This window comes from Streptomyces avidinii (genome assembly GCF_014650695.1).
GTDB lineage: Bacteria > Actinomycetota > Actinomycetes > Streptomycetales > Streptomycetaceae > Streptomyces > Streptomyces avidinii.
This window is the reverse complement of record NZ_BMVL01000012.1, coordinates 112,984-135,148: the sequence shown is the minus strand read 5'-3', so window position 1 is coordinate 135,148 and position 22,165 is coordinate 112,984. Positions and strand designations below refer to the sequence as shown.

General features: G+C 71.0%; 22 protein-coding genes. 18 read left to right on the top strand and 4 right to left on the bottom strand.

Annotated elements, in window-relative coordinates:
- Positions 1 to 19: 19 nt before the first annotated feature.
- Positions 20 to 1,249: a DUF349 domain-containing protein gene (locus IE257_RS27955; protein WP_189972658.1), complete on the bottom strand. Its 1,230-nt coding sequence runs from the start codon at positions 1,247 to 1,249 to the stop codon at positions 20 to 22.
- A gap of 191 nt (positions 1,250 to 1,440) precedes the next feature.
- Entirely contained in the window at positions 1,441 to 2,232 is a 792-nt protein-coding gene (locus IE257_RS27950) for a peptidylprolyl isomerase (RefSeq protein WP_189972657.1), read from the bottom strand.
- 153 nt (positions 2,233 to 2,385) lie between these two features.
- Here IE257_RS27950 and IE257_RS27945 point away from each other — a divergent pair, with 153 nt between their 5' ends.
- The 6 genes from IE257_RS27945 (at position 2,386) to IE257_RS27920 (ending at position 7,798) form a co-directional block, all read left to right on the top strand.
- A complete protein-coding gene (locus tag IE257_RS27945) occupies positions 2,386 to 3,096 on the top strand; it encodes an MBL fold metallo-hydrolase (protein WP_189972656.1) in 711 nt (236 codons plus the stop codon).
- Positions 3,097 to 3,106: 10 nt separating this feature from the next.
- Positions 3,107 to 4,366 carry a histidine--tRNA ligase gene (gene hisS / locus IE257_RS27940; protein ID WP_189972655.1) on the top strand — a complete coding sequence of 420 codons (1,260 nt, stop codon included), beginning with the start codon at positions 3,107 to 3,109 and terminating at the stop codon, positions 4,364 to 4,366.
- Between the two features lie 121 nt (positions 4,367 to 4,487).
- Positions 4,488 to 5,105, top strand: a complete 618-nt coding sequence (locus IE257_RS27935; protein WP_189972654.1) for a vitamin K epoxide reductase family protein — start codon at positions 4,488 to 4,490, stop codon at positions 5,103 to 5,105.
- Positions 5,106 to 5,146: 41 nt separating this feature from the next.
- Positions 5,147 to 6,505, top strand: coding sequence for a replication-associated recombination protein A (locus tag IE257_RS27930; RefSeq protein ID WP_189972653.1), 1,359 nt, complete (start codon positions 5,147 to 5,149; stop codon positions 6,503 to 6,505).
- A 40-nt stretch (positions 6,506 to 6,545) separates the two neighbouring features.
- A complete protein-coding gene (locus tag IE257_RS27925) occupies positions 6,546 to 7,451 on the top strand; it encodes a DUF2199 domain-containing protein (protein ID WP_189972652.1) in 906 nt (301 codons plus the stop codon).
- 68 nt (positions 7,452 to 7,519) lie between these two features.
- Complete coding sequence (locus IE257_RS27920) at positions 7,520 to 7,798, top strand: GmrSD restriction endonuclease domain-containing protein (protein ID WP_229920702.1); 279 nt, start codon at positions 7,520 to 7,522, stop codon at positions 7,796 to 7,798.
- A 39-nt stretch (positions 7,799 to 7,837) separates the two neighbouring features.
- Here IE257_RS27920 and IE257_RS27915 read toward each other — a convergent pair whose 3' ends face one another.
- Positions 7,838 to 8,515, bottom strand: a complete 678-nt coding sequence (locus tag IE257_RS27915) for a DUF2470 domain-containing protein (protein WP_189972651.1) — start codon at positions 8,513 to 8,515, stop codon at positions 7,838 to 7,840.
- A 286-nt stretch (positions 8,516 to 8,801) separates the two neighbouring features.
- Between IE257_RS27915 and rpsD the strand changes: the two genes are divergently transcribed.
- Positions 8,802 to 9,413 carry a 30S ribosomal protein S4 gene (gene rpsD, locus IE257_RS27910; protein ID WP_008740451.1) on the top strand — a complete coding sequence of 204 codons (612 nt, stop codon included), beginning with the start codon at positions 8,802 to 8,804 and terminating at the stop codon, positions 9,411 to 9,413.
- 117 nt (positions 9,414 to 9,530) lie between these two features.
- Here rpsD and IE257_RS27905 read toward each other — a convergent pair whose 3' ends face one another.
- Positions 9,531 to 11,714 carry an ATP-binding protein gene (locus IE257_RS27905; protein ID WP_229920701.1) on the bottom strand — a complete coding sequence of 728 codons (2,184 nt, stop codon included), beginning with the start codon at positions 11,712 to 11,714 and terminating at the stop codon, positions 9,531 to 9,533.
- Between the two features lie 147 nt (positions 11,715 to 11,861).
- Between IE257_RS27905 and IE257_RS27900 the strand changes: the two genes are divergently transcribed.
- From IE257_RS27900 to aroQ, 11 genes are all read left to right on the top strand, one after another.
- Entirely contained in the window at positions 11,862 to 12,305 is a 444-nt protein-coding gene (locus tag IE257_RS27900; protein WP_189972650.1) for a DUF948 domain-containing protein, read from the top strand.
- A gap of 8 nt (positions 12,306 to 12,313) precedes the next feature.
- Positions 12,314 to 12,658 carry a DUF6167 family protein gene (locus IE257_RS27895; RefSeq protein ID WP_189972649.1) on the top strand — a complete coding sequence of 115 codons (345 nt, stop codon included), beginning with the start codon at positions 12,314 to 12,316 and terminating at the stop codon, positions 12,656 to 12,658.
- Positions 12,658 to 15,327 (top strand): alanine--tRNA ligase, encoded by a 2,670-nt coding sequence (alaS, locus tag IE257_RS27890; protein ID WP_189972648.1) that lies wholly within the window; start codon positions 12,658 to 12,660, stop codon positions 15,325 to 15,327. The genes IE257_RS27895 and alaS overlap by 1 nt, the downstream gene beginning before the upstream one ends.
- Before the next feature lie 2 nt (positions 15,328 to 15,329).
- Entirely contained in the window at positions 15,330 to 15,800 is a 471-nt protein-coding gene (gene ruvX, locus IE257_RS27885) for a Holliday junction resolvase RuvX (RefSeq protein WP_030387206.1), read from the top strand.
- Positions 15,801 to 15,928: 128 nt separating this feature from the next.
- Positions 15,929 to 17,743, top strand: a complete 1,815-nt coding sequence (gene mltG / locus IE257_RS27880) for an endolytic transglycosylase MltG (RefSeq protein ID WP_189972647.1) — start codon at positions 15,929 to 15,931, stop codon at positions 17,741 to 17,743.
- A 6-nt stretch (positions 17,744 to 17,749) separates the two neighbouring features.
- Entirely contained in the window at positions 17,750 to 18,574 is an 825-nt protein-coding gene (locus IE257_RS27875; RefSeq protein ID WP_189972646.1) for a shikimate dehydrogenase, read from the top strand.
- Between the two features lie 31 nt (positions 18,575 to 18,605).
- Positions 18,606 to 18,797, top strand: coding sequence for a hypothetical protein (locus IE257_RS27870; RefSeq protein WP_189972645.1), 192 nt, complete (start codon positions 18,606 to 18,608; stop codon positions 18,795 to 18,797).
- A gap of 132 nt (positions 18,798 to 18,929) precedes the next feature.
- On the top strand, positions 18,930 to 20,114 hold the full coding sequence (gene aroC / locus IE257_RS27865) for a chorismate synthase (RefSeq protein WP_189972644.1): 1,185 nt from the start codon (positions 18,930 to 18,932) through the stop codon (positions 20,112 to 20,114).
- Positions 20,111 to 20,629 (top strand): shikimate kinase, encoded by a 519-nt coding sequence (locus IE257_RS27860; RefSeq protein ID WP_030387211.1) that lies wholly within the window; start codon positions 20,111 to 20,113, stop codon positions 20,627 to 20,629. Before aroC ends, IE257_RS27860 begins: the two co-directional genes overlap by 4 nt.
- Positions 20,626 to 21,717: a 3-dehydroquinate synthase gene (gene aroB, locus IE257_RS27855; RefSeq protein ID WP_189972643.1), complete on the top strand. Its 1,092-nt coding sequence runs from the start codon at positions 20,626 to 20,628 to the stop codon at positions 21,715 to 21,717. Before IE257_RS27860 ends, aroB begins: the two co-directional genes overlap by 4 nt.
- Positions 21,714 to 22,154, top strand: coding sequence for a type II 3-dehydroquinate dehydratase (aroQ, locus tag IE257_RS27850; protein WP_030387213.1), 441 nt, complete (start codon positions 21,714 to 21,716; stop codon positions 22,152 to 22,154). Before aroB ends, aroQ begins: the two co-directional genes overlap by 4 nt.
- Positions 22,155 to 22,165 lie beyond the last annotated feature (11 nt).

The following is a 22,165-nucleotide window of genomic DNA, read 5'->3' as shown; positions in this document are numbered from 1 at the left end:
TTCGTGCGGGAGGGGGCTGTCAGCCCCCGAACTCCTCCAGGCCCTTCAGAGCCTGGTCCAGCAGGGCCTGGCGGCCCTCCAGCTCGCGCGACAGCTTGTCGGCCTTGGCGTTGTTGCCCGCCGCGCGCGCCGCGTCGACCTGCTCACGCAGCTTGTCGACCGCCGCCTGGAGCTGACCCGTCAGACCGGCCGCACGGGCCCGCGCCTCCGGGTTCGTACGACGCCACTCGCCCTCCTCGGCCTCCTGGATCGCCCGCTCGACCGAGTGCATGCGGCCCTCGACCTTCGGCCGGGCGTCCCGCGGCACGTGGCCGATGGCCTCCCAGCGCTCGTTGAGCGAGCGGAACGCGGCACGGGCCGCCTTCAGGTCCGTGATCGGGACGAGCTTCTCGGCCTCGTCGGCCAGCTCCTCCTTGAGCTTCAGGTTCTCGATCTGCTCGGCGTCACGCTCGGCGAAGACCTCGCTGCGGGCCGCGAAGAACACGTCCTGCGCACCGCGGAAGCGGTTCCACAGGTCGTCCTCGGACTCGCGCTGGGCCCGGCCCGCCGCCTTCCAGTCCGCCATCAGCTCGCGGTAGCGGGCGGCCGTCGGACCCCAGTCGGTCGACTTCGACAGCGACTCGGCCTCCGCGACCAGCCGCTCCTTCACCTTGCGGGCGTCCTCGCGCTGCGCGTCCAGCGAGGCGAAGTGGGCCTTGCGGCGCTTGGAGAAGGCCGAACGGGCGTGGGAGAACCGGTGCCACAGCTCGTCGTCCGACTTGCGGTCCAGGCGCGGCAGCCCCTTCCAGATGTCCACCAGGGCGCGCAGCCGCTCACCGGCGCTGCGCCACTGGTCGCTCTGGGCCAGCTCCTCGGCCTCGACGACCAGCGCGTCCTTGGCCGCACGGGCCTCGTCCGTCTGCTTGGCCTTCGCGGCCTTGCGCTCCTCGCGCCGGGACTCCACGGTCGTGACCAGCTTGTCCAGCCGCACCCGCAGGGCGTCCAGGTCACCGACGGCGTGGTGCTCGTCGACCTGCGTACGCAGGTGGTCGATCGCCGTCTGGGCGTCCTTGGCGGACAGATCAGTGGTCCGCACCCGCTTTTCGAGGAGGCCGATCTCGACCACCAGGCCCTCGTACTTGCGCTCGAAATAGGCCAGGGCCTCCTCAGGGGTGCCTGCCTGCCACGATCCGACGACCTGCTCGCCCTCGGAAGTACGCACGTACACGGTGCCCGTCTCGTCGACTCGGCCCCACGGGTCGCTGCTCACAGCGCCTCCTCCACCTGATGCCTTGCGAGGGGTTCACCCCCTGGGCATCGTCCACAGTTTCCTGGGGCGGGCAGCGCCCGCCCTGCACAACGCCAACATAGGCGACCGCCGGGCCGGCTGTCCGCATCCCGCACGACGGAATATCGGCGTACGGGCGGCGGGCCGGCCGGGCCCGGGGTCGCCGCATCACGTCAGTTCTGCGTGACCGCGCCCTTCTCGATCTTGACCTCGGTCTTCGGCGCGCCGTCCTGGCCGCCGTCGACCGTACCGGCCTTCGCGATCTCCTCAAGGACCTTCAGGCCGGCCGCGTCGATCTTGCCGAACGGCGTGTACGTCGGCGTCAGCGGGCTGTCCTTGTAGACCAGGAAGAACTGGCTGCCGCCGGAGCCGGGCTGACCCGTGTTGGCCATCGCCACCGTGCCGGCCGGGTACACGACCTGGCCCTGCTCGTTGGCCTTGCCCAGGGAGTCCAGGTTCTCGTCCGGAATGGTGTAGCCCGGGCCGCCCCGGCCGGTGCCCTCGGGGTCGCCGCACTGGAGCACGAAGATCCCGCCGGCCGTCAGCCGGTGGCACTTGGTGTTGTCGAAGTAGCCCTTGTCGGCGAGCGACTTGAAGGAGTTCACGGTCTGCGGGGTCTTCGCCGCGTCCATCGTGAAGTTGATGTCACCCGCGCCGGTCTTCAGCGCGAAGGTGTACTTCGCCTTCTGGTCGATCGCCATCTCCGGCGACGGGGACTGCTTGGGCGCCGGCTCGCTCGCCGAGGCCGACGGGCTCGCGGACGGGTCCGCGGCCTGGTCCTTCTTGTCCTTGTCGAAGACCCCGCCGACGATCAGGCCCACCAGCGTCGCGATCACCACGGCCACCGCCGCGCCGATCACGGCCGCGCGCTGGCGCGACTTCTTCCGGGCCTCGGCCCGGCGCTTCTGCTGGCGCTCGTACTTCTCCTTGGCGAGCTGTCGCCGTCGCTGATCGCTCGTGACCACCGGGTCGTCTCCTTGTACGTGTCTGCTACTGCTGTCCGGGCTGGGATAGGCCGTACCGTATATGGGTTCGCTGTGTAATGAGCGGCGCCGGTAGGCTCTGAGCAGCAGGATTCCTGTCTGCAGCCTCCCACCGGACGACGATTGAGGACGAACGTGCTGATTGCCGGGTTCCCCGCAGGCGCTTGGGGCACCAACTGCTACGTGGTCGCCCCCGCCGCCGGTGAGGAGTGCGTCATCATCGACCCGGGCCATCAGGCCGCCCAGGGTGTCGAGGAGACGCTGAAGAAGCATCGGCTCAAGCCCGTCGCGGTCGTTCTGACCCACGGCCACATCGATCATGTGGCCTCGGTGGTCCCGGTGTGCGGAGCACACGACGTACCGGCCTGGATCCACCCCGAGGACCGCTACATGATGAGCGACCCGGAGAAGGCCCTCGGCCGCTCCATCGGGATGCCGCTCATGGGCGAGCTGACCGTGGGGGAGCCGGACGACGTCCGCGAGCTGGCCGACGGCGCCGCGCTGAAACTGGCCGGAATGGACTTCTCCGTGGCGCACGCGCCGGGGCATACCAAGGGGTCGGTGACCTTCCGGATGCCCGAGCTGGCCGACGTTCCGCCGGTCTTCTTCTCGGGCGACCTGCTCTTCGCCGGCTCCATCGGACGCACCGACCTGCCCGGCGGCTCCCACGCCGAGATCCTCCGGTCGCTGGGCCGCGTGTGCCTGCCGCTCGACGACTCGACCGTGGTGCTGTCCGGCCACGGTCCCCAGACCACCATCGGCCGCGAGCGCGCGACCAACCCGTACCTGCGGGAGGTCGCCGCCGGGCTCGGAGACGGCACCGCCGCTCCACGACGAGGAATGTGACAAAAGCTTCGTGGCTACTTTCCAGGCCCCCAAGGGCACGTACGACCTGATCCCGCCGGTTTCCGTGAGGTACCTCGCCGTGCGCGAGGCCATCGCGGCCCCCCTGCGCAACTCCGGCTACGGCTACATCGAGACCCCCGGTTTCGAGGACGTGGGCCTCTTCGCCCGCGGCGTCGGCGAGTCCACCGACATCGTCTCCAAGGAGATGTACGCCTTCGAGACCAAGGGCGGCGACCAGCTGGCCCTGCGCCCCGAGGGCACGGCCTCCGTGCTGCGCGCGGCGCTGGAGGCGAGCCTGCACAAGAAGGGCAACCTGCCGGTCAAGCTCTGGTACTCGGGCTCGTACTACCGCTACGAGAAGCCGCAGGCGGGCCGCTACCGCCACTTCTCCCAGGTCGGCGCCGAGGCCATCGGAGCCGAGGACCCGGCGCTGGACGCCGAGCTGATCATCCTGGCCGACCAGGCGTACCGCTCGCTGGGCCTGCGCAACTTCCGGATCCTGCTGAACTCGCTGGGCGACAAGGAGTGCCGCCCCGTGTACCGCGAGGCGCTGCAGTCCTTCCTGAGCGGCCTCGACCTCGACGAGGAGACCGTGCGCCGGGCCGAGATCAACCCGCTGCGCGTGCTCGACGACAAGCGGGCCGAGGTGCAGAAGCAGCTCGTCGGCGCCCCGGTGCTGCGGGACTACCTGTGCGACGCGTGCAAGGCGTACCACGAGCAGGTCCGTGTGCTGGTGACGGCCGCCGGCGTGCCCTTCGAGGACGACGAGAAGCTGGTGCGCGGGCTGGACTACTACACGCGCACCACCTTCGAGTTCGTCCACGACGGCCTGGGTTCCCAGTCCGCGGTCGGTGGCGGCGGCCGCTACGACGGTCTGTCCGAGATGATCGGCGGACCGGCCCTGCCGTCGGTGGGCTGGGCACTCGGCGTGGACCGCACGGTCCTCGCGCTCCAGGCCGAGGGCGTGGAGCTCGACATCCCGGCGTCGACGTCGGTCTTCGCGGTGGCGCTGGGCGAGGCCAAGCCGACCGTGTTCGGGCTGGTGACGCAGCTGCGCAAGGCGGGTGTCGCCGCGGACATGTCGTACGGCGGCAAGGGCCTCAAGGGAGCCATGAAGGACGCGAACCGCAGCGGTGCGCGCTTCGCGGTCGTGGTGGGCGAGCGTGACCTCGCCGAGGGCGTCGTCCAGCTGAAGGACATGGAGTCCGGCGAGCAGACGGCCGTGCCCGTCGCCGAGCTGGTCGACACGGTCCGGGCCCGCCTCGCCTGACGGCAGCGGCACGGGAGTGCACAGGACGGGGCCGGGGATCTTTCCCCGGCCCCGTCCGTTCACAGGCTCGTACGGCACAATGGCCCGTGCTTGATCACCTGGCAGATGTGGAGCGGGCGGTATGACGACACGAAGCGCGGACGCGGACACCGCCCGGGGCAGGACCGTCGGGGGAAGCCGGGCCCTGGCCCTGCTGCTGGTGATCACCGGCGCGGCGGGCCTGTTCGCCGCCTGGGTGATCACGATCGACAAGTTCAAGCTGCTGGAGGACCCGGACTTCAAGCCGGCCTGCAGCCTGAACCCGATCGTCTCCTGCGGCAACATCATGACCAGCGACCAGGCGTCGGCCTTCGGCTTCCCGAACCCGATGCTCGGACTCGTCGCCTACGGCATCGTGATCTGCGTCGGTATGAGCCTGCTGGCCGGGGCCTCGTTCCGCCGCTGGTACTGGCTGACCTTCAACGCCGGCACCCTCTTCGGCGTCGTCTTCTGCACCTGGCTGATGTACCAGTCGCTGTACAACATCAACTCGCTCTGCCTGTGGTGCTGCCTGGCCTGGGTCGCCACGATCTTCATGTTCTGGTACGTCACCTCGCACAACGTCCGCGAGGGGATGCTGCCCGCCCCGGGCTGGGTCAGGTCCTTCCTCGACGAGTTCACCTGGGTCCTGCCCGTGCTGCACGTCGGGATCATCGGGATGCTGATCCTGACCCGCTGGTGGGACTTCTGGACCTCCTGACGGCGGGCGGCCCTGTCGGTGGGCTCGCTTAGGCTTCCTGTGTGGAACCAGACCTGTTCACCGCCGCTGCCGAAGACCGCAGGGAGAAGGACCCCGCGAGCTCCCCGCTCGCCGTCCGGATGCGCCCGCGCACCCTGGACGAGGTCGTCGGCCAGCAGCACCTGCTGAAACCCGGATCACCGCTGCGGCGGCTGGTCGAGGAAGGGGCCGGCGGCCCGGCCGGCGCCTCCTCGGTGATCCTCTGGGGCCCGCCGGGCATCGGAAAGACCACGCTGGCGTACGTGGTCAGCCAGGCCACCCAGAAGCGTTTCGTGGAGCTGTCCGCCATCACGGCGGGCGTCAAAGAGGTACGGGCCGTCATCGAGGGCGCCAAGCGCGCGGCCGGTGGCTACGGCAAGGAGACCGTCCTCTTCCTCGACGAGATCCACCGCTTCAGCAAGGCGCAGCAGGACTCGCTGCTCCCCGCCGTCGAGAACCGCTGGGTGACGCTGATCGCGGCCACCACCGAGAACCCGTACTTCTCGATCATCTCCCCGCTGCTCTCGCGCTCGCTGCTGCTGACGCTGGAACCGCTGACGGACGAGGACCTGAGCGCGTTGATGCGGCGCGCGCTCACCGAGGAGCGGGGACTGGGCGGGGCCGTCTCCCTCCCGGCGGACGCGGAGGCGCACCTCCTGCGGATCGCCGGCGGCGACGCCCGGCGGGCACTGACCGCGCTGGAGGCCGGCGCCGGATCGGCCATCGCCCAGGACGAGGACGAGATCACCCTCCGGACGCTGGAGGAGGCGGTCGACCGGGCGGCGGTCCGCTACGACAAGGACGGCGACCAGCACTACGACGTGGCCAGCGCGCTGATCAAGTCGATCCGCGGCTCGGACGTGGACGCCGCGCTGCACTACCTGGCGCGGATGATCGAGGCCGGTGAGGACCCCCGGTTCATCGCGCGCCGCCTGATGATCTCCGCGAGCGAGGACATCGGCCTGGCGGACCCGACGGCCCTGCCGATCGCGGTGGCCGCGGCCCAGGCGGTGGCGCTGATCGGTTTCCCGGAGGCGGCGCTGACCCTGTCGCACGCCACGATCGCGCTGGCGCTGGCCCCGAAGTCCAACACCGCGACGACCGCGATCGGCGCGGCGCTGGCCGACGTACGGGCGGGGCTGGCGGGGGCGGTTCCGGCGCACCTGCGGGACGGGCACTACAAGGGCGCGGCGAAGCTGGGGCACGCGCAGGGGTACGTGTACCCGCACGACGTGCCGGGCGCGATCGCCGCGCAGCAGTACGCGCCGGACGAGATCCAGGGGAAGCGGTACTACGAGCCGACCCGCTACGGCGCGGAGGCCCGCTACGCGGACGTGGTGGAGAAGGTCCGCGAGCGGCTGCGGGGCACCGGCCCGGCCTGATCCGAAAGGGACGGCCCGGGGCGGCGTCTAAGCTGCGCGGGTGACCACGCACCTTCCCGCCTGCGCATGTTGCGGTGACGCGCTCGCCGACGAGCGTCGCATCGACTTCGGCTTCAACCTGCCCGACGCCGCCCTGCGCGCGCCCGAGGAGGCGCTCCACCGGCTCGGCGTGCGCGCCCTGCTCCGCGTGGACGGGGTGGGCTGCTTCGTCCGCTGCCTGCTGGGCGTCCGGCTGACGCACGACACCGAGCTGGTCCTCGGCGCCTGGGTTCAGGTGGACGACGCCACCCTGCGGCGCGCCCACGACCTGTGGGAGCAGCCCGGATACGCGGATCTCGTCGTCCGGGGCACCTTCGCCAACCGGATCCAGCCCTGGGGCGACACCCTGCTGGGCGCCGAGGTCACCGCGAAGGTCGCCGATCCGGCAGAACTGCCCTGCGTCGTCGAGGTCCACCGCCCGGCGGCCGCCCGCGTCCTGACGCAGACCTGGGACCGCGACCACGTCCTCAGTCGCTTCCCGTACCCGGTACCCGTGGACGTCCGTACCGACCTCGGCGACCACTGGTCGGTGGTGCGCACCGCCGGGCTCACCGCGTCCTTCGCCGACGGCACGGACCATTTCACCGCGCCGGACCGCAGCGCCGCCGTCAGCCTGATGACCGACGACGTCGCGGGCCGCGCCCCCGCGGACTTCCTCACCGCCCTGCTGTCCGGGGCTCCCGACACCCGGCCCGACCAGCGCGCGCGCGAGCCGCTGGGGGAGGGACTGCGGCACGCGTTCTGGCTCACCCCGCAGGACCACGGCCGGCCGCGCCACGAGTTCTACGGCATGGCCGTCGCCGCCGGAACCGCCGCCGGGATCTTCTGCACCTACGAGGACCCCGCCGGACTGGAGTGGGCCCTGCGGATCTGGCGCTCGCTCGACCGCGCGGTCAACACCCCGTAGCCCCGGCGTGGCCTGGCAAGGAGCTGCCCTACACCTACCGGCGCGCCTCGCGGATCCGGACCGACCACGTGGTGGCGCTCGGCGCCGCCTGGCGGGGCGGCGCGTACGCATGGACCCCGCAGCGCAGGCTGGAGTACGCCAACGACCTCGACGTACTGCTCGCCGTGGACAAGCAGACCAACTACGACAAGGGCAGCAGGACGGCCGACAAGTGGCGGCCGCCCCGGCGGGCGTACTGGTGCGAGTACGCGCGCCGCTACACCGGCACCAAGGCGAAGTACGCGCTGTCCGTGACGGCACCGGAGAAGCTCGCCCTCCAGGACATGCTGGCCGCCTGCACTCCGTGACCGCCCCGGCAGGATCCGGAGGGAGGGCCTGCGGACGGCCTAGTGCGAGGCCGCCGAGAACAGGGAGTGCATCGCGCGGCGCAAGCCGCAGATGTCCGCGACCGGCTCCGGAAAGTCGAAGCGGGCGTCGAAGGAGCCGGCGGCGCCCCCGCTGAAGCGGACGCGCAGGCCCAGGCGGTCCAGGGAGAGCGGGACGGCGCTCATGCCGCGGGCCTCACGGGCGCCCAGCAGCCCGCACAGCTCGCCGAGCCGGTCGCCGTGGGCGGAGTGCAGGTGCTGCAGCAGCTCCGACTCGTGCGCGACCATCGGGTCCGGCTCCGCCGCCGCCAGATCCTCCGGGGCCACGTGCTCGGCGCCCCACAGGTCGTCCACGGAGATCTCGCCGACCTCCAGGCGCAGCATCATCCAGGCCGGGCGGCCGGTGTGCGGGGGGTCGAGGGACTCCCGCATGCCGAGCAGCTCGCCGACCGGATGCCGCTCCGCGAGCAGCGCCGCGCAGGCCGCACGGTCGTCCCCGCGCACCGGCGTCAGCCAACCGGCGAGCCAGGCGCGACCTCGGATACGATGTGGCACGGACACCGGCGCCACATCCGTGATCTCGATCACGGCGGTGAGGTCGTCGTCCTGGGCGTGAGCGGCTGCCCTGGCAGCCGCGGATTCCCCTGATACAAGGAGAATCACGTCCCCGTCCGGGGTGACGGTCCGTGCGACCGGCATCCCTGTCCCGAACTCTTCGGAACCGTGCGTGTCACGAGCACCGATCAGAGTGAGGGATACTGAGGCGTTGGACTCTACGAGGGTTCGTACGCGTTCGGCTCCGGTGAGCTGCCGAACGCCTTCCCTGGGACGCGGCTGACCTTGCTTATCGTCGGCGCAAGCGGATTCTGTTTCGTCTGAATCCGAACTGCGTTGCGCACTGGGCAGGGGGATCCCATGTGGTCGAGACATTACGTCCTCCTCGCTAAGGTAAGCCTCACCTAACTTACATGGAGGTAGGTTCCACGTGAACCAGAAGCGACCCAAGGTCAAGAAGTCGCGTGCCCTCGGCATTGCGCTGACCCCGAAGGCCGTCAAGTACTTCGAGGCCCGCCCCTACCCGCCGGGCGAGCACGGCCGTGGCCGCAAGCAGAACTCGGACTACAAGGTTCGTCTGCTGGAGAAGCAGCGTCTGCGCGCTCAGTACGACATCTCTGAGCGTCAGATGGCCCGCGCGTACGACCGCGCCAAGAAGGCCGAAGGCAAGACGGGCGAGGCGCTTGTCGTCGAGCTCGAGCGTCGCCTCGACGCCCTGGTTCTGCGTTCGGGCATCGCCCGCACCATCTACCAGGCCCGCCAGATGGTCGTTCACGGCCACATCGAGGTCAACGGCGACAAGGTCGACAAGCCGTCGTTCCGTGTCCGTCCGGACGACGTCATCACCGTGCGCGAGCGCAGCCGCGAGAAGGTTCCGTTCCAGGTTGCCCGCGAGGGTGGCTACGCAGGCGAGGGCGAGACCCCGCGCTACCTGCAGGTCAACCTGAAGGCCCTGGCCTTCCGCCTGGACCGCGACCCGAACCGCAAGGAAATCCCGGTCATCTGCGACGAGCAGCTCGTCGTCGAGTACTACGCCCGCTGATGCAGGCCTAGTCTCACTGGCTGGTCAGCCCGCCGTCCCCTCCGGGGGGCGGCGGGTTTTCCGTTTCCGGCAAGGCAAGGCAAGGCAAGGCAAGGCACGGCACGGCACGGCACGGCCTCAGGGCTGCGGCTGCTCCGCCGCCGCGCCCCTCGGCACCCGGGAGCCGCGCGGCCGCCCCGCCTGCCGGGGCACCCCGCCGGCGCCCCCGCCGCGTTCCTCGGGATCGCGCAGCGCCCGCCCCACCAGTGCCTCACGGCTCAGCTCCCGCCCCTCGGCCCCGCACGCCGCGTAGCGCTCGGCGCCCAGCAGCTCGCCCGCCTGCTCCCGGCACATCAGCCGCGGGGCGTTGAAGTAGCCCGAGCCGAACAGCCGGAGCCCCACCCCGTCCCACATCGGCTCCGCCGCGCCCTGCAGTACCGCGGCCTCGGCCGGGTCCCCCTCCGCTACCGTGACCAGCGCCAGCAGCTCCAGCGCGAGCACCAGCCCGACGAGATCGTGGAAGACGTGGTTGATCGCCACGCACTCGGTCAGCAGCAGCCGCGCCTCCCGCGTGCGCCCCGCGTCGAGGGCCGCGTACGCCAGGACGTACAGGGCGTACGCCTTCGTCCAGCGCTCCCCGCGCTCCTCGCAGATCTCCCGGACCTCCCCGCACAGTGCGAGCGCGCCCGGCAGGTCGCCGAGGAAGGCCAGGGCCATCCCCAGCTCCACCTGGCACATCAGCACGTTGCTGTTCAGCTCGCCGGCCGCCCGGTACTGCTCCAGCGCCCTGCCCAGCAGCTCCCGGGCCCGCGCCATGTCGTCCGAGACCAGCGCCAGACATCCCAGCCGGTGCACGGCGTAGGCCGCCGCCACCGCGTTCCCGCTCTGCGCCGCCCCGTCCCGGCACTCGTACAGGGCGCTCATCGAGGCCGCCGCGTCGCCCTGCAGCGCCGCGACGTAGCCCAGTACCCACAGGGCCTTCAGCCGCGAGCTCTCGTACTCCGACACCGTCCGGTCCACCGGTTCCAGGGCCCGCTCCAGCCAGTGCCGGCCCTCGGTCAGGCGCCCGCAGCCGGCCCAGTAGAACCACAGCGTCCCCGCCAGGTACTGACCCAGGTGGGCCTCGTCCGGCTCGTCCAGGCAGCACTCCAGGGCGAGCCGGAGGTTCGGCAGTTCCGCCTCCACCAGCGCGGCCACCTCATGCTGGCGCGGACTGAACCAGTCCAGCTCGCACCACGTGGCCAGCCCCACGTACCAGTCCCGGTGGCGCCGCCGCAGACGTCCGGCGTCGCCCAGCGACTCCAGCCAGCCCGCCCCGTACGCCCGTACGGTCTCCAGCATGCGAAAGCGCACCCCGGCGGGTGTCTCCTCCCGGACCAGCAGGGACTGGGCCAGCAGCTCCCCGACCAGGTCCAGCACCTCCTCCACCGGCAGATCCGGGCCCGCGCACACGTATTCGACGGCGTCGAGGTCGAACTGCCCGGCGAACACCGACAGCCGCGCCCACAGCAGCCGCTCCGCCGGCGTGCACAGCTCGTGGCTCCAGCCGATGGCCGTGCGCAGCGCCCGGTGCCGGTCGAGCCCGCCGCGCGCACCGCCCGTCAGCAGCGCGAACCGGTCCTCCAGCCGCGTGAGCACCTGCGCGGGGGACAGCGTCCGCAGCCGGCCCGCCGCCAGCTCCAGGGCCAGCGGGATCCCGTCGAGCCGCGCGCACAGCTCGACCAGCGCGGCCCGGTTGTCCTCGGTCACCACGAAGGTCGGGTCCGCTGCGCAGGCCCGCGCCGTCAGCAGGGCCAGCGCCTCCTCCGGGACCGGCGGGGAGAGCGGAAGGGCCAGCTCGCCCTCCAGGGCCAGCGGGCGCCGGCCCGCGGCGAGGACGTGCAGGCCGGGGCAGCGGCGCAGCAGTTCCCGTACCAGGTCGGCGCACTCGTCGACCAGCTGCTCGTAGCCGTCCAGGACCAGCAGCAGCCGGCGCCCGGACAGGTGCTCGGCCAGGACGGTCCGGGGCGGGCGGGTGGTGTGGTCGGTCAGCCGGAGCGCCTCGGCGAGGGCCAGCTCCAGCAGCGCGGGATCCAGTACGGTGGCCAGCTCGGCCAGCCACACCCCGTCGCAGTAGCGTTCCTGCGCTCCCTCGGCGGCGCCCCGGGCCGCCGCGAGCACGAGCCGGGACTTGCCCACCCCGCCCACGCCGGTGACCGTCACGAGCCGGGAGCACTCCAGGAGCCGCCCCAGCTCGGCGAGTTCGCCACCCCGCCCGATGAACCGGCTGAGCTCCGAGGGAAGATTGCCCCCGGCAGTACTTCGAAGGGGTCTCTGTCCCATGGGACACGGAGGGTACTGGTCCGAATGCGCTGCGTTCAAGGCGGGTCCCGTCCTCCCCGAATTCGGGTACGGCCGGGGATCTCCGGCGCGATAGGGTCGGAGGGCGAATAGTCCTGCACTTCAGGAACAGACAGAGAGCGGTGTGACGTGTCCGGTGTAGAGGTGGCCGGGATCATCGTGGCCGTCTTCTGGGCCATCCTGATCTCCTTCCTGGCCGTGGCCCTCGTGAGGCTGGCCCAGGTACTGAGGGCGACCACCAAGCTGGTGGCCGACGTGACCGACCAGGCCGTCCCGCTGCTGGCCGACGCCTCCAACACCGTCCGCTCCGCCCGCACCCAGCTGGACCGGGTCGACGCCATCGCGAGCGACGTCCAGGAGGTCACCTCCAACGCCTCCGCCCTCTCCTCCACCGTCGCCACCGCCTTCGGCGGGCCGCTGGTGAAGGTCGCGGCCTTCGGCTACGGCGTCCGCAAGGCGCTGGGCAAGGGGGATGCCGCGACGTCGGGCGGCATGCCGCCGAAGGCATCCCGACGAACCGTGATCGTTGGCCGTACGGTGCCCGCCGCCCGGCGCCGCAGGCAGAAGGGCTGAGACCGCCGATGTTCCGCCGAGCCTTCTGGTTCACCGCCGGCGCAGCCGCCGGCGTGTGGGCCACCACCAAGGTCAACCGCCAGCTGAAGAAGCTGACGCCGGAGAGCCTCGCGGCCCAGGCGGCCGACAAGGCCGTCGAAGCAGGTCACCGCCTCAAGGACTTCGCCCTCGACGTCAAGGCGGGAATGACGCAGCGCGAGGACGAGCTGAACGACGCACTGGGGCTCCATCAGGACCCCGATCGGCCCGACAACGTCACCGCCCTCCCCGGCCCGCGGCGGCTGCGGGCCATCCAGAACACCAAGACCACCCACCGCCCCAACCTTTCGTACGACCGGAATGAGGACCACTGATGGAGTCGGCCGAAATTCGCCGCCGCTGGCTGAGCTTCTTCGAGGAGCGCGGTCACGCCGTTGTCCCTTCGGCGTCGCTCATCGCGGACGACCCGACTCTGCTGCTGGTGCCCGCGGGCATGGTGCCGTTCAAGCCCTACTTCCTGGGCGAGGTCAAGCCTCCGGCGCCGACGCTCACGAGCGTCCAGAAGTGCGTCCGTACGCCGGACATCGAAGAGGTCGGCAAGACCACCCGCCACGGCACGTTCTTCCAGATGTGCGGCAACTTCTCCTTCGGGGACTACTTCAAGGAAGGCGCCATCAAGTACGCCTGGGAGCTGCTCACCAGCTCCGTGGCGGACGGCGGCTACGGCCTCGAGCCGGAGAAGCTCTGGATCACCGTCTACCTCGACGACGACGAGGCCGAGACGATCTGGCGCGACGTGATCGGCGTGCCCGCCGAGCGGATCCAGCGCCTGGGCAAGAAGGACAACTTCTGGTCCATGGGCGTCCCCGGCCCCTGCGGCCCGTGCTCCGAGATCAACTACGACCGCGGCCCCGAGTTCGGCGTCGAGGGCGGCCCGGCCGTCAACGACGAGCGCTACGTGGAGATCTGGAACCTGGTCTTCATGCAGTACGAGCGCGGCGCGGGCGACGGGAAGGAAGACTTCCCGATCCTCGGCGACCTGCCGTCGAAGAACATCGACACGGGCCTGGGCCTGGAACGCCTCGCGATGATCCTGCAGGGCGTGCAGAACATGTACGAGACCGACACCCTGCGCGTGGTCATGGACAAGGCCACCGAGCTCACCGGCGTGCGGTACGGCGCCGAGCAGGGCACGGACGTCTCGCTGCGCGTGGTCGCCGACCACATCCGCACCTCGACGATGCTCATCGGCGACGGCGTCACCCCCGGCAACGAGGGCCGGGGTTACGTGCTGCGCCGCATCATGCGCCGCGCCATCCGCAACATGCGCCTCATGGGTGCCACCGGTCCCGTCGTCCAGGACCTGGTGGACGTCGTGATCAACACGATGGGCCAGCAGTACCCGGAGCTCGTCACCGACCGCAAGCGCATCGAGACCGTTGCGCTCGCCGAGGAGGCCGCCTTCCTCAAGGCCGTCAAGGGCGGCACCAACATCCTCGACACCGCGGTGACCGAGACCAAGGCCGCCGGTGGCACGGTCCTCTCCGGCGACAAGGCGTTCCTGCTCCACGACACCTGGGGCTTCCCGATCGACCTCACCCTGGAGATGGCCGCCGAGCAGGGCCTCTCCGTGGACGAGCCCGGCTTCCGCCGCCTGATGCAGGAGCAGCGCGACCGGGCCAAGGCCGACGCCAAGGCCAAGAAGACCGGCCACGCGGACATGTCCGCCTACCGGGAGATCGCCGACGGCTCCGGCGCCACCGAGTTCACCGGCTACGCCACCAACCAGGGCGAGTCGACCATCGTCGGCCTCCTGGTCAACGGCGTCTCCGCGCCCGCCGCCTCCGAGGGCGACGAGGTCGAGGTCGTCCTCGACCGCACTCCCTTCTACGCCGAGGGCGGCGGCCAGCTCGCCGACCAGGGGCGCATCAAGCTCGACTCGGGCGCCGTCATCGTCGTCCGCGACGTGCAGCAGCCGGTCCCGGGCGTCTCCGTGCACAAGGGCTCCGTCCAGGTCGGCGAGGTGACCGTGGGCGCCTCCGCGTACGCCGCCATCGACGTGAGCCGCCGCCGGGCCATCGCCCGCGCCCACTCGGCCACGCACCTGACCCACCAGGCGCTGCGCGACGCCCTCGGCCCGACGGCCGCCCAGGCCGGTTCCGAGAACAGCCCCGGCCGCTTCCGCTTCGACTTCGGCTCCCCGAACGCCGTCCCCGGCTCGGTCCTCACCGATGTCGAGCAGAAGATCAACGACGTGCTGTCGCGCGAGCTCGACGTCACCGCCGAGATCATGAGCATCGACGAGGCGAAGAAGCAGGGCGCCATCGCCGAGTTCGGCGAGAAGTACGGCGAGCGCGTCCGCGTGGTCACCATCGGCGACTTCTCCAAGGAGCTGTGCGGCGGCACGCACGTCGGCAACACCGCCCAGCTGGGTCTGGTGAAGCTGCTCGGCGAGTCCTCCATCGGCTCCGGCGTGCGCCGCGTCGAGGCCCTGGTGGGCGTGGACGCGTACAACTTCCTCGCCAAGGAGCACACGGTCGTCGCTCAGCTCCAGGAGCTCGTCAAGGGCCGCCCGGAGGAGCTGCCGGAGAAGATCGCCTCCATGCTCGGCAAGCTGAAGGACGCCGAGAAGGAGATCGAGAAGTTCCGTGCGGAGAAGGTCCTCCAGGCCGCCGCCGGTCTTGCCGCGAACGCCCAGGACATCCACGGTGTCGCCCTGGTCGTGGGTCAGGTGCCGGACGGCACCGGTGCCGATGACCTGCGCAAGCTGGTCCTCGACGTCCGCGGCCGCATCCAGGGCGACCGCCCGGCCGTCGTGGCGCTGTTCGCCGTGGCCGGTGGCCGCCCGCTGACCGTCATCGCCACCAACGAGGCCGCCCGCGAGCGTGGCCTCAAGGCCGGCGACCTGGTCCGTACGGCTGCCAAGACCCTCGGCGGCGGCGGCGGCGGCAAGCCCGACGTGGCCCAGGGCGGCGGTCAGAACCCGGATGCCGTTCCGGAAGCCATCAGCGCCGTCGAGCGCCTCGTCGTCGAGACGGCCTGACGATGACTCTGCGCCGCGGCCGCCGACTCGCCATCGATGTCGGTGACGCCCGCATCGGGGTCGCCTCGTGCGACCCCGACGGGGTGCTCGCCACACCGGTGGAAACCGTTCCGGGCCGGGACATCCCCTTCGCCCACAGGCGGCTGCGGCAGCTCGTCGAGGAGTACGAGCCCCTCGAAGTCGTGGTCGGCCTCCCCCGCTCGCTCAGCGGGCGGGAGGGGCCGGCAGCGGCCAAGGTCCGCGTCTTCGCGAACGAACTCGCCAAGGGCATCAAGCCGGTGACGGTCCGTCTGGTGGACGAGCGGATGACCACGGTCACCGCCGCCCAGGGACTGCGAGCCTCCGGAAAGAACGCCAAGAAGGGCCGGTCGGTCATCGATCAGGCGGCCGCTGTGGTGATCCTTCAGAACGCTCTTGAGACCGAACGGGTATCAGGTAATCCGCCTGGTGAGTGCGTCGAAGTGGTTGTCTGATCGCGATACGGTAACGTTCCGCGCGATGAGACGGCATTCGAACAGCCGTCGCCCACCGTCAAAGAGGCGGAACCGGGTGCCGCGGACGACGGAGTCCGCGGCCTCCGTCTCGCGGCTCTAGGGGACCGATGACTGAGTATGGCCGGGGCCGTGGCCCCGAACCCTGGCACCCCGAGGATCCCCTTTACGGGGACCAGGGGTGGACCGGGCACCAGACCCAGCAGGGTCAGGTGCCTTACGGCGGTGCCCCGCAGCAGGAGTTCCCGCAGGAGCCTCAGTACCAGCAGCAGTACCCCCCGCAGCAGCAGTACCAGCAGTACCCGGAGCACCAGCAGCAGTATCCGCAGGAGCCCCGGTACCAGCAGGGGCAGTACGCGCAGCAGCAGTACGAGCAGGGGCAGTACCCCCAGGACCCCCAGGGCCAGTACCCGCAGCCGGGGCAGCAGCAGTACGCGCAGCAGCAGGCCTACGCCCAGCAGCAGGCCCAGCAGGCCTACGCCCAGCAGCAGGCGCAGCCCCAGCCGCAGCCGGTGTACGACAGTCAGGGCTGGGACACCGGCCAGGTCCAGTACGCCTCCGCGGTGCAGACCGGTCCGTACGCGGGCGTGGACCCCTACACCCAGCAGCCCGTGACGGGCTACCCCGGTGAGGCTCCCGACCACTACAGCACCGAGGACGCCTACGCGCCGCCGCAGCCCCCGGGCCGGCGTCACCTGGAACCGGAACCGGTCGAGGAGGAGGAAGAGCCGGAGAGCGGCCTCCTCACCGCGGGCGGCGGCCGTGACGGCGACGACGACGGTGACGGCGACGAGCCCGGTGACGGGCGCCGGGGCGGCCGCAAGGGCGGCAGCCCCAAGAAGCGCAGCGGCATGGCCTGCCTGGTCGCCGCGGTCGTCATCATCGGCGTGGTCGGCGGTGGCGGCTACTACGGCTACAACTACATCAAGGCCAGGTTCAGCTCGGCCGAGGACTTCGCGGGCGAGGGGACCGGCGAGATCGTCGAGGTCGAGATCCCCAAGGGCTCCGGCCTCATGCAGATGGGCCTGATCCTCAAGAAGGCGGGCGTCGTCGCCAGCGGTCAGGCCTTCGCCGACGCCGCGGCCAAGCTCCCGCCGGGCAAGGCCATCCAGGCCGGTGTCTACCCGCTCAGGAAGAAGATGTCGGCGGCGTCCGCCGTCGAGGTGATGAGCGACCCCACGAAGCTGAACGTCATCACCGTCACCGAGGGCATGCGCAACACCGCGGTGTACGCGGCGATCGACAAGAAGCTGGGCCAGCAGGAGGGCACCACCGCCGAGATCGCCAAGCGCGAGGTCAAGAACCTCGGCCTGCCGGCCTGGGCGAACAACAACCCGAAGCTGATCGACCCGCTCGAAGGCTTCCTGTATCCGGCGCGCTACGACCTCAGCAAGGACAGCACCCCCGATTCCCTGCTCAAGCAGATGGTCAAGAACGCGAGCGACAAGTACGCGGAGCTGGGCATCGAGGGCAAGGCCAAGGAACTGGGCCTGGAGAATCCGCTCCAGGTGGTCACGGTCGCCAGCCTCGTCAACGCCGAGGGCAAGAACCACGACGACTTCCGGAAGATGGCCGAGGTGGTCTACAACCGCCTCAAGAAGACCAACGACGTCACGAACCAGAAGCTCCAGTTCGACTCGACGTACAACTACGTCAAGAACCAGAGCGAGATCAACTTCAACCTGAAGGAAGCCCAGGCCTTCGACCACCCCTACAACACGCACTTCGTCAGGGGACTGCCCACCGGCCCGATCAACAACCCGGGCCTGGACGCCCTGACCGCTACGCTCAGCCCGGACCACGGCGGCTGGATGTTCTTCGTGTCGGTCGACGGAAACACGACGACCTTCACCAAGACCTACGAAGAGCACACGAAGCTGGCCAACGAGTTCCAGGAACGGCAGAAGCAGAAGAACGGCGGATAGCAGGACATGTCACGCATAAGGGCCGCGGTGTTGGGTTCGCCCATTGAGCACTCCCTCTCACCAGTGCTGCACCGCGCCGCTTATCAGGAGCTCGGCCTCGACGACTGGTCGTACGACCGCTTCGAGATCGACGAGGCCGCGCTCCCGCAGTTCGTGGCAGAACTCGGCCCCGAGTGGGCCGGACTGTCCCTGACCATGCCGCTCAAGCGGGCGATCATCCCGCTGCTGGACGGCATCACCGACACGGCCGCCTCCGTCGAGACGGTCAACACGGTCGTCTTCACCGAGGACGGCCGGCGCCTCGGCGACAACACCGACATCCCCGGCATCGTCGCCGCCCTCCACGAGCGCGGCATCGAGAAGGTGTCCTCCGCCGCGATCCTCGGCGCCGGGGCCACCGCCTCCTCGGCGCTCGCCGCCCTCGCGCGGATCTGCTCCGGCGAGGTCACCGCGTACGTCCGCTCGCAGGCCCGCGCCGACGAGATGCGGCAGTGGGGAGAGCGGCTCGGCGTACCCGTCCGCACGGCCGACTGGTCCGAGGCGGCCTCGGCCCTGTCCGCGCCGCTCGTGATCGCCACCACCCCGGCCGGTACGACCGACACCCTGGCCGCCTCCGTACCGGAAAGTGCGGGCACCCTCTTCGACGTCCTCTACGACCCCTGGCCGACCGCACTGGCCGCGGCCTGGTCGGGGCAGGGCGGCCGGGTCGTCGGCGGACTGGACCTGCTCGTCCACCAGGCCGTGCTCCAGGTCGAGCGGATGACGGGCCGGACCCCGGGTCCGCTCGCCGCCATGAGGGCCGCCGGAGAACGGGCGCTCGCCTCCCGTTAGGCTCTCCACCTGCGCATTCACAGGGGGCGGCATGGACGGGAACGACGCGGACCAGGTACTCGCATCGAAGTGGGACCTCCCCTTCGTGCTCTTCCACATGGCCAGGGTGGCCTTCGGCGGCCTGCCCCTGTGGACCAAGGCGACCTCGATCGGACTCCTCGGTTCCGTCATCGTGTGGACGGCGATCACCCGCCGCCGCGAGCGCGGCCGGCGGGTCCGCTGACCATTCGGGCGTCCGAGGACTGGACCGGGGCCCGAGAAACCCCTCCGGACATGGGAGGATCGGGTGAGGCGGGTCCGGGCCGCGCACCCGATCGCGCCGTCGCTGTACCAGGCGCGAGCATGAGGAGCATCGTTGAGCAGGTTGCGTTGGCTGACCGCCGGGGAGTCCCACGGACCGGCACTGGTGGCGACGCTGGAGGGCCTTCCCGCCGGCGTCCCGGTCACCACCGAACTGGTTGCCGACCACTTGGCCCGGCGCCGGCTCGGCTACGGCCGCGGTGCCCGGATGAAGTTCGAGCAGGACGAGATCACCTTCCTGGGCGGCGTCCGGCACGGCCTGTCGCTGGGTTCCCCCGTGGCGGTGATGGTCGGCAACAGCGAGTGGCCCAAGTGGGAGACGGTCATGTCGGCCGACCCGGTCGACCCCTCGCTGCTCAAGGACACCGGCCGCAACGCGCCGCTGACCCGCCCCCGGCCCGGCCACGCGGACCTCGCCGGCATGCAGAAGTACGGCTTCGACGAGGCCCGGCCGATCCTGGAGCGCGCCAGCGCCCGGGAGACCGCCGCCCGCGTCGCCCTCGGCGCGATCGCCCGGTCCTTCCTCAAGGAGGTCGCCGGCATCGAGATCGTCTCGCACGTGGTGGAGCTGGCCGCGGCCAAGGCCCCGTACGGCGTCTACCCGACCCCCGCCGACGTCGACAAGCTCGACGCGGACCCGGTGCGCTGCCTCGACGCCGACGCCAGCAAGGCGATGGTCGCGGAGATCGACCAGGCCCACAAGGACGGTGACACCCTCGGCGGCGTCGTCGAGGTGCTGGCGTACGGGGTCCCGGTCGGCCTCGGCTCGCACGTCCACTGGGACCGCCGGCTCGACGCCCGCCTCGCCGCCGCCCTCATGGGCATCCAGGCCATCAAGGGCGTCGAGGTCGGCGACGGCTTCGAGCTCGCCCGCGTGCCCGGCTCCAAGGCGCACGACGAGATCGTCTCCACGCCCGAGGGCCTCAAGCGCACCTCCGGCCGCTCCGGCGGCACCGAGGGCGGTCTGACCACCGGCGAACTGCTGCGCGTACGGGCCGCGATGAAGCCCATCGCCACCGTGCCGCGCGCACTGGCGACCGTCGACGTGGCCACCGGAGAGGCGACGGTGGCCCACCACCAGCGCTCCGACGTGTGCGCCGTGCCGGCCGCCGGCATCGTCGCCGAGGCCATGGTCGCCCTGGTGCTGGCCGACGCGGTCGTCGAGAAGTTCGGCGGTGACTCCGTCCCGGAGACCCGCCGCAACGTCCGGTCCTACCTCGACAACCTGCAGATCCGGTGACCGCCGGACCACTGGTCGTCCTCGTCGGACCCATGGGCTCCGGCAAGTCCACGGTGGGGGCGCTGCTCGCCGAGCGGCTCGGCGTCCCCTACCGGGACACCGACGCCGACATCGTCTCGGCCCAGGGCCGGGAGATCTCCGACATCTTCGTCGACGAGGGCGAGCCGTACTTCCGTGAGCTGGAGCGGCAGGCGGTCGCCGCCGCCGTCGCCGGGCACACCGGAGTCCTCGCCCTCGGCGGCGGCGCCGTCCTCGACGAGGGCACCCGCGAGCTGCTCGCCGGTCTGCCCGTCGCCTACCTGTCGATGGACGTCGAGGAAGCCGTACGCCGGGTGGGCCTCGGCGCCGCCCGCCCGCTGCTGGCCGTCAACCCGCGCCGCCAGTGGCGCGAGCTGATGGACGCCCGGCGCCCCCTGTACACCGAAGTCGCGCGCGTCGTGGTGGCCACCGATGACCGCACCCCCGAAGAGGTCGCCCAGGCGGTCCTCGACGCTCTGGAGTTGAAGGACGTATGACAGACCAGGTGACGCGGATCCAGGTCGGCGCGAGCGCCGGACACGACGCGTACGACGTGCTCGTCGGGCGGCAGCTGCTCGGCGAGCTCGGCTCCCTGATCGGTACGAAGGCCCAGCGGGTCGCCGTGATCCACCCCGAGGCGCTGGCCTCGACCGGTGAGGCGCTGCGCGACGACCTGGCCGAGCAGGGCTACGAGGCGGTCGCCATCCAGGTGCCGAACGCCGAGGAGGCCAAGACGATCGAGGTCGCGGCCTACTGCTGGAAGGCCCTGGGCCAGTCCGGCTTCACCCGCACCGACGTGATCGTCGGCGTCGGCGGGGGAGCCACCACCGACCTCGCGGGCTTCGTCGCGGCCAGCTGGCTGCGCGGGGTCCGCTGGATCGCCGTACCGACCACCGTCCTCGCGATGGTGGACGCGGCGGTCGGCGGCAAGACGGGCATCAACACCGCCGAGGGCAAGAACCTCGTGGGCGCCTTCCACCCGCCGGCCGGTGTGCTGTGCGACCTGGCGGCGCTGGACTCGCTGCCGGTCAACGACTACGTCAGCGGCCTCGCCGAGATCATCAAGGCCGGATTCATCTCCGACCCGGTGATCCTCGACCTGATCGAGGCGGACCCGGCCGCGGCCCGTACGCCCGAGGGCCCGCACACCGCCGAGCTCATCGTGCGCTCCATCCAGGTCAAGGCGGACGTGGTCTCCAGCGACCTCAAGGAGTCGGGTCTGCGCGAGGTCCTCAACTACGGCCACACCCTCGCGCACGCCATCGAGAAGAACGAGCGCTACAAGTGGCGGCACGGCGCGGCCGTGTCCGTCGGCATGGTCTTCGCCGCCGAACTCGGTCGGCTCGCGGGCCGCCTCGACGACGCGACGGCCGACCGGCACCGGGAGATCCTGGCCGCCGTGGGCCTGCCGCTGACCTACCGCGGCGACCAGTGGCCCAAGCTGCTCCAGACCATGCAGGTCGACAAGAAGTCCCGCGGCAACCTGCTGCGCTTCATCGTCCTCGACGGACTGGGCAAGCCGACCGTCCTGGAGGGCCCCGACCCGGCGCACCTGATCGCCGCCTACGGCGAGGTGTCGGCGTGAGCCGCCCCGTGCTCGTGCTGAACGGCCCCAACCTGGGCCGGCTCGGCTCGCGCGAGCCCGACGTGTACGGGGCCACCTCGTACGCGGGGCTGGTGGAGAGCTGCCGTTCGCTGGGCGAGGAGCTCGGCTTCGACGTCGAGGTCCGCGAGACCAACGACGAGGGCGAGCTGATCCGCTGGCTGCACGAGGCGGCGGACGGGAAGATTCCCGTGGTCATCAACCCGGGGGCCTTCACCCACTACTCGTACGGCATGCGGGACGCGGCGGCGCAGCGCACGGCGCCGCTGATCGAGGTGCACATCTCGAACCCGTACGCCCGCGAGGAGTTCCGCCACACCTCGGTCATCGCCGCAGTGGCGACCGGGACGGTGGCGGGCTTCGGTATCGGTTCGTACCGACTCGCGCTGCGCGCACTGGCGGACGAGATCTCGGCCTGACACTCTGCCTG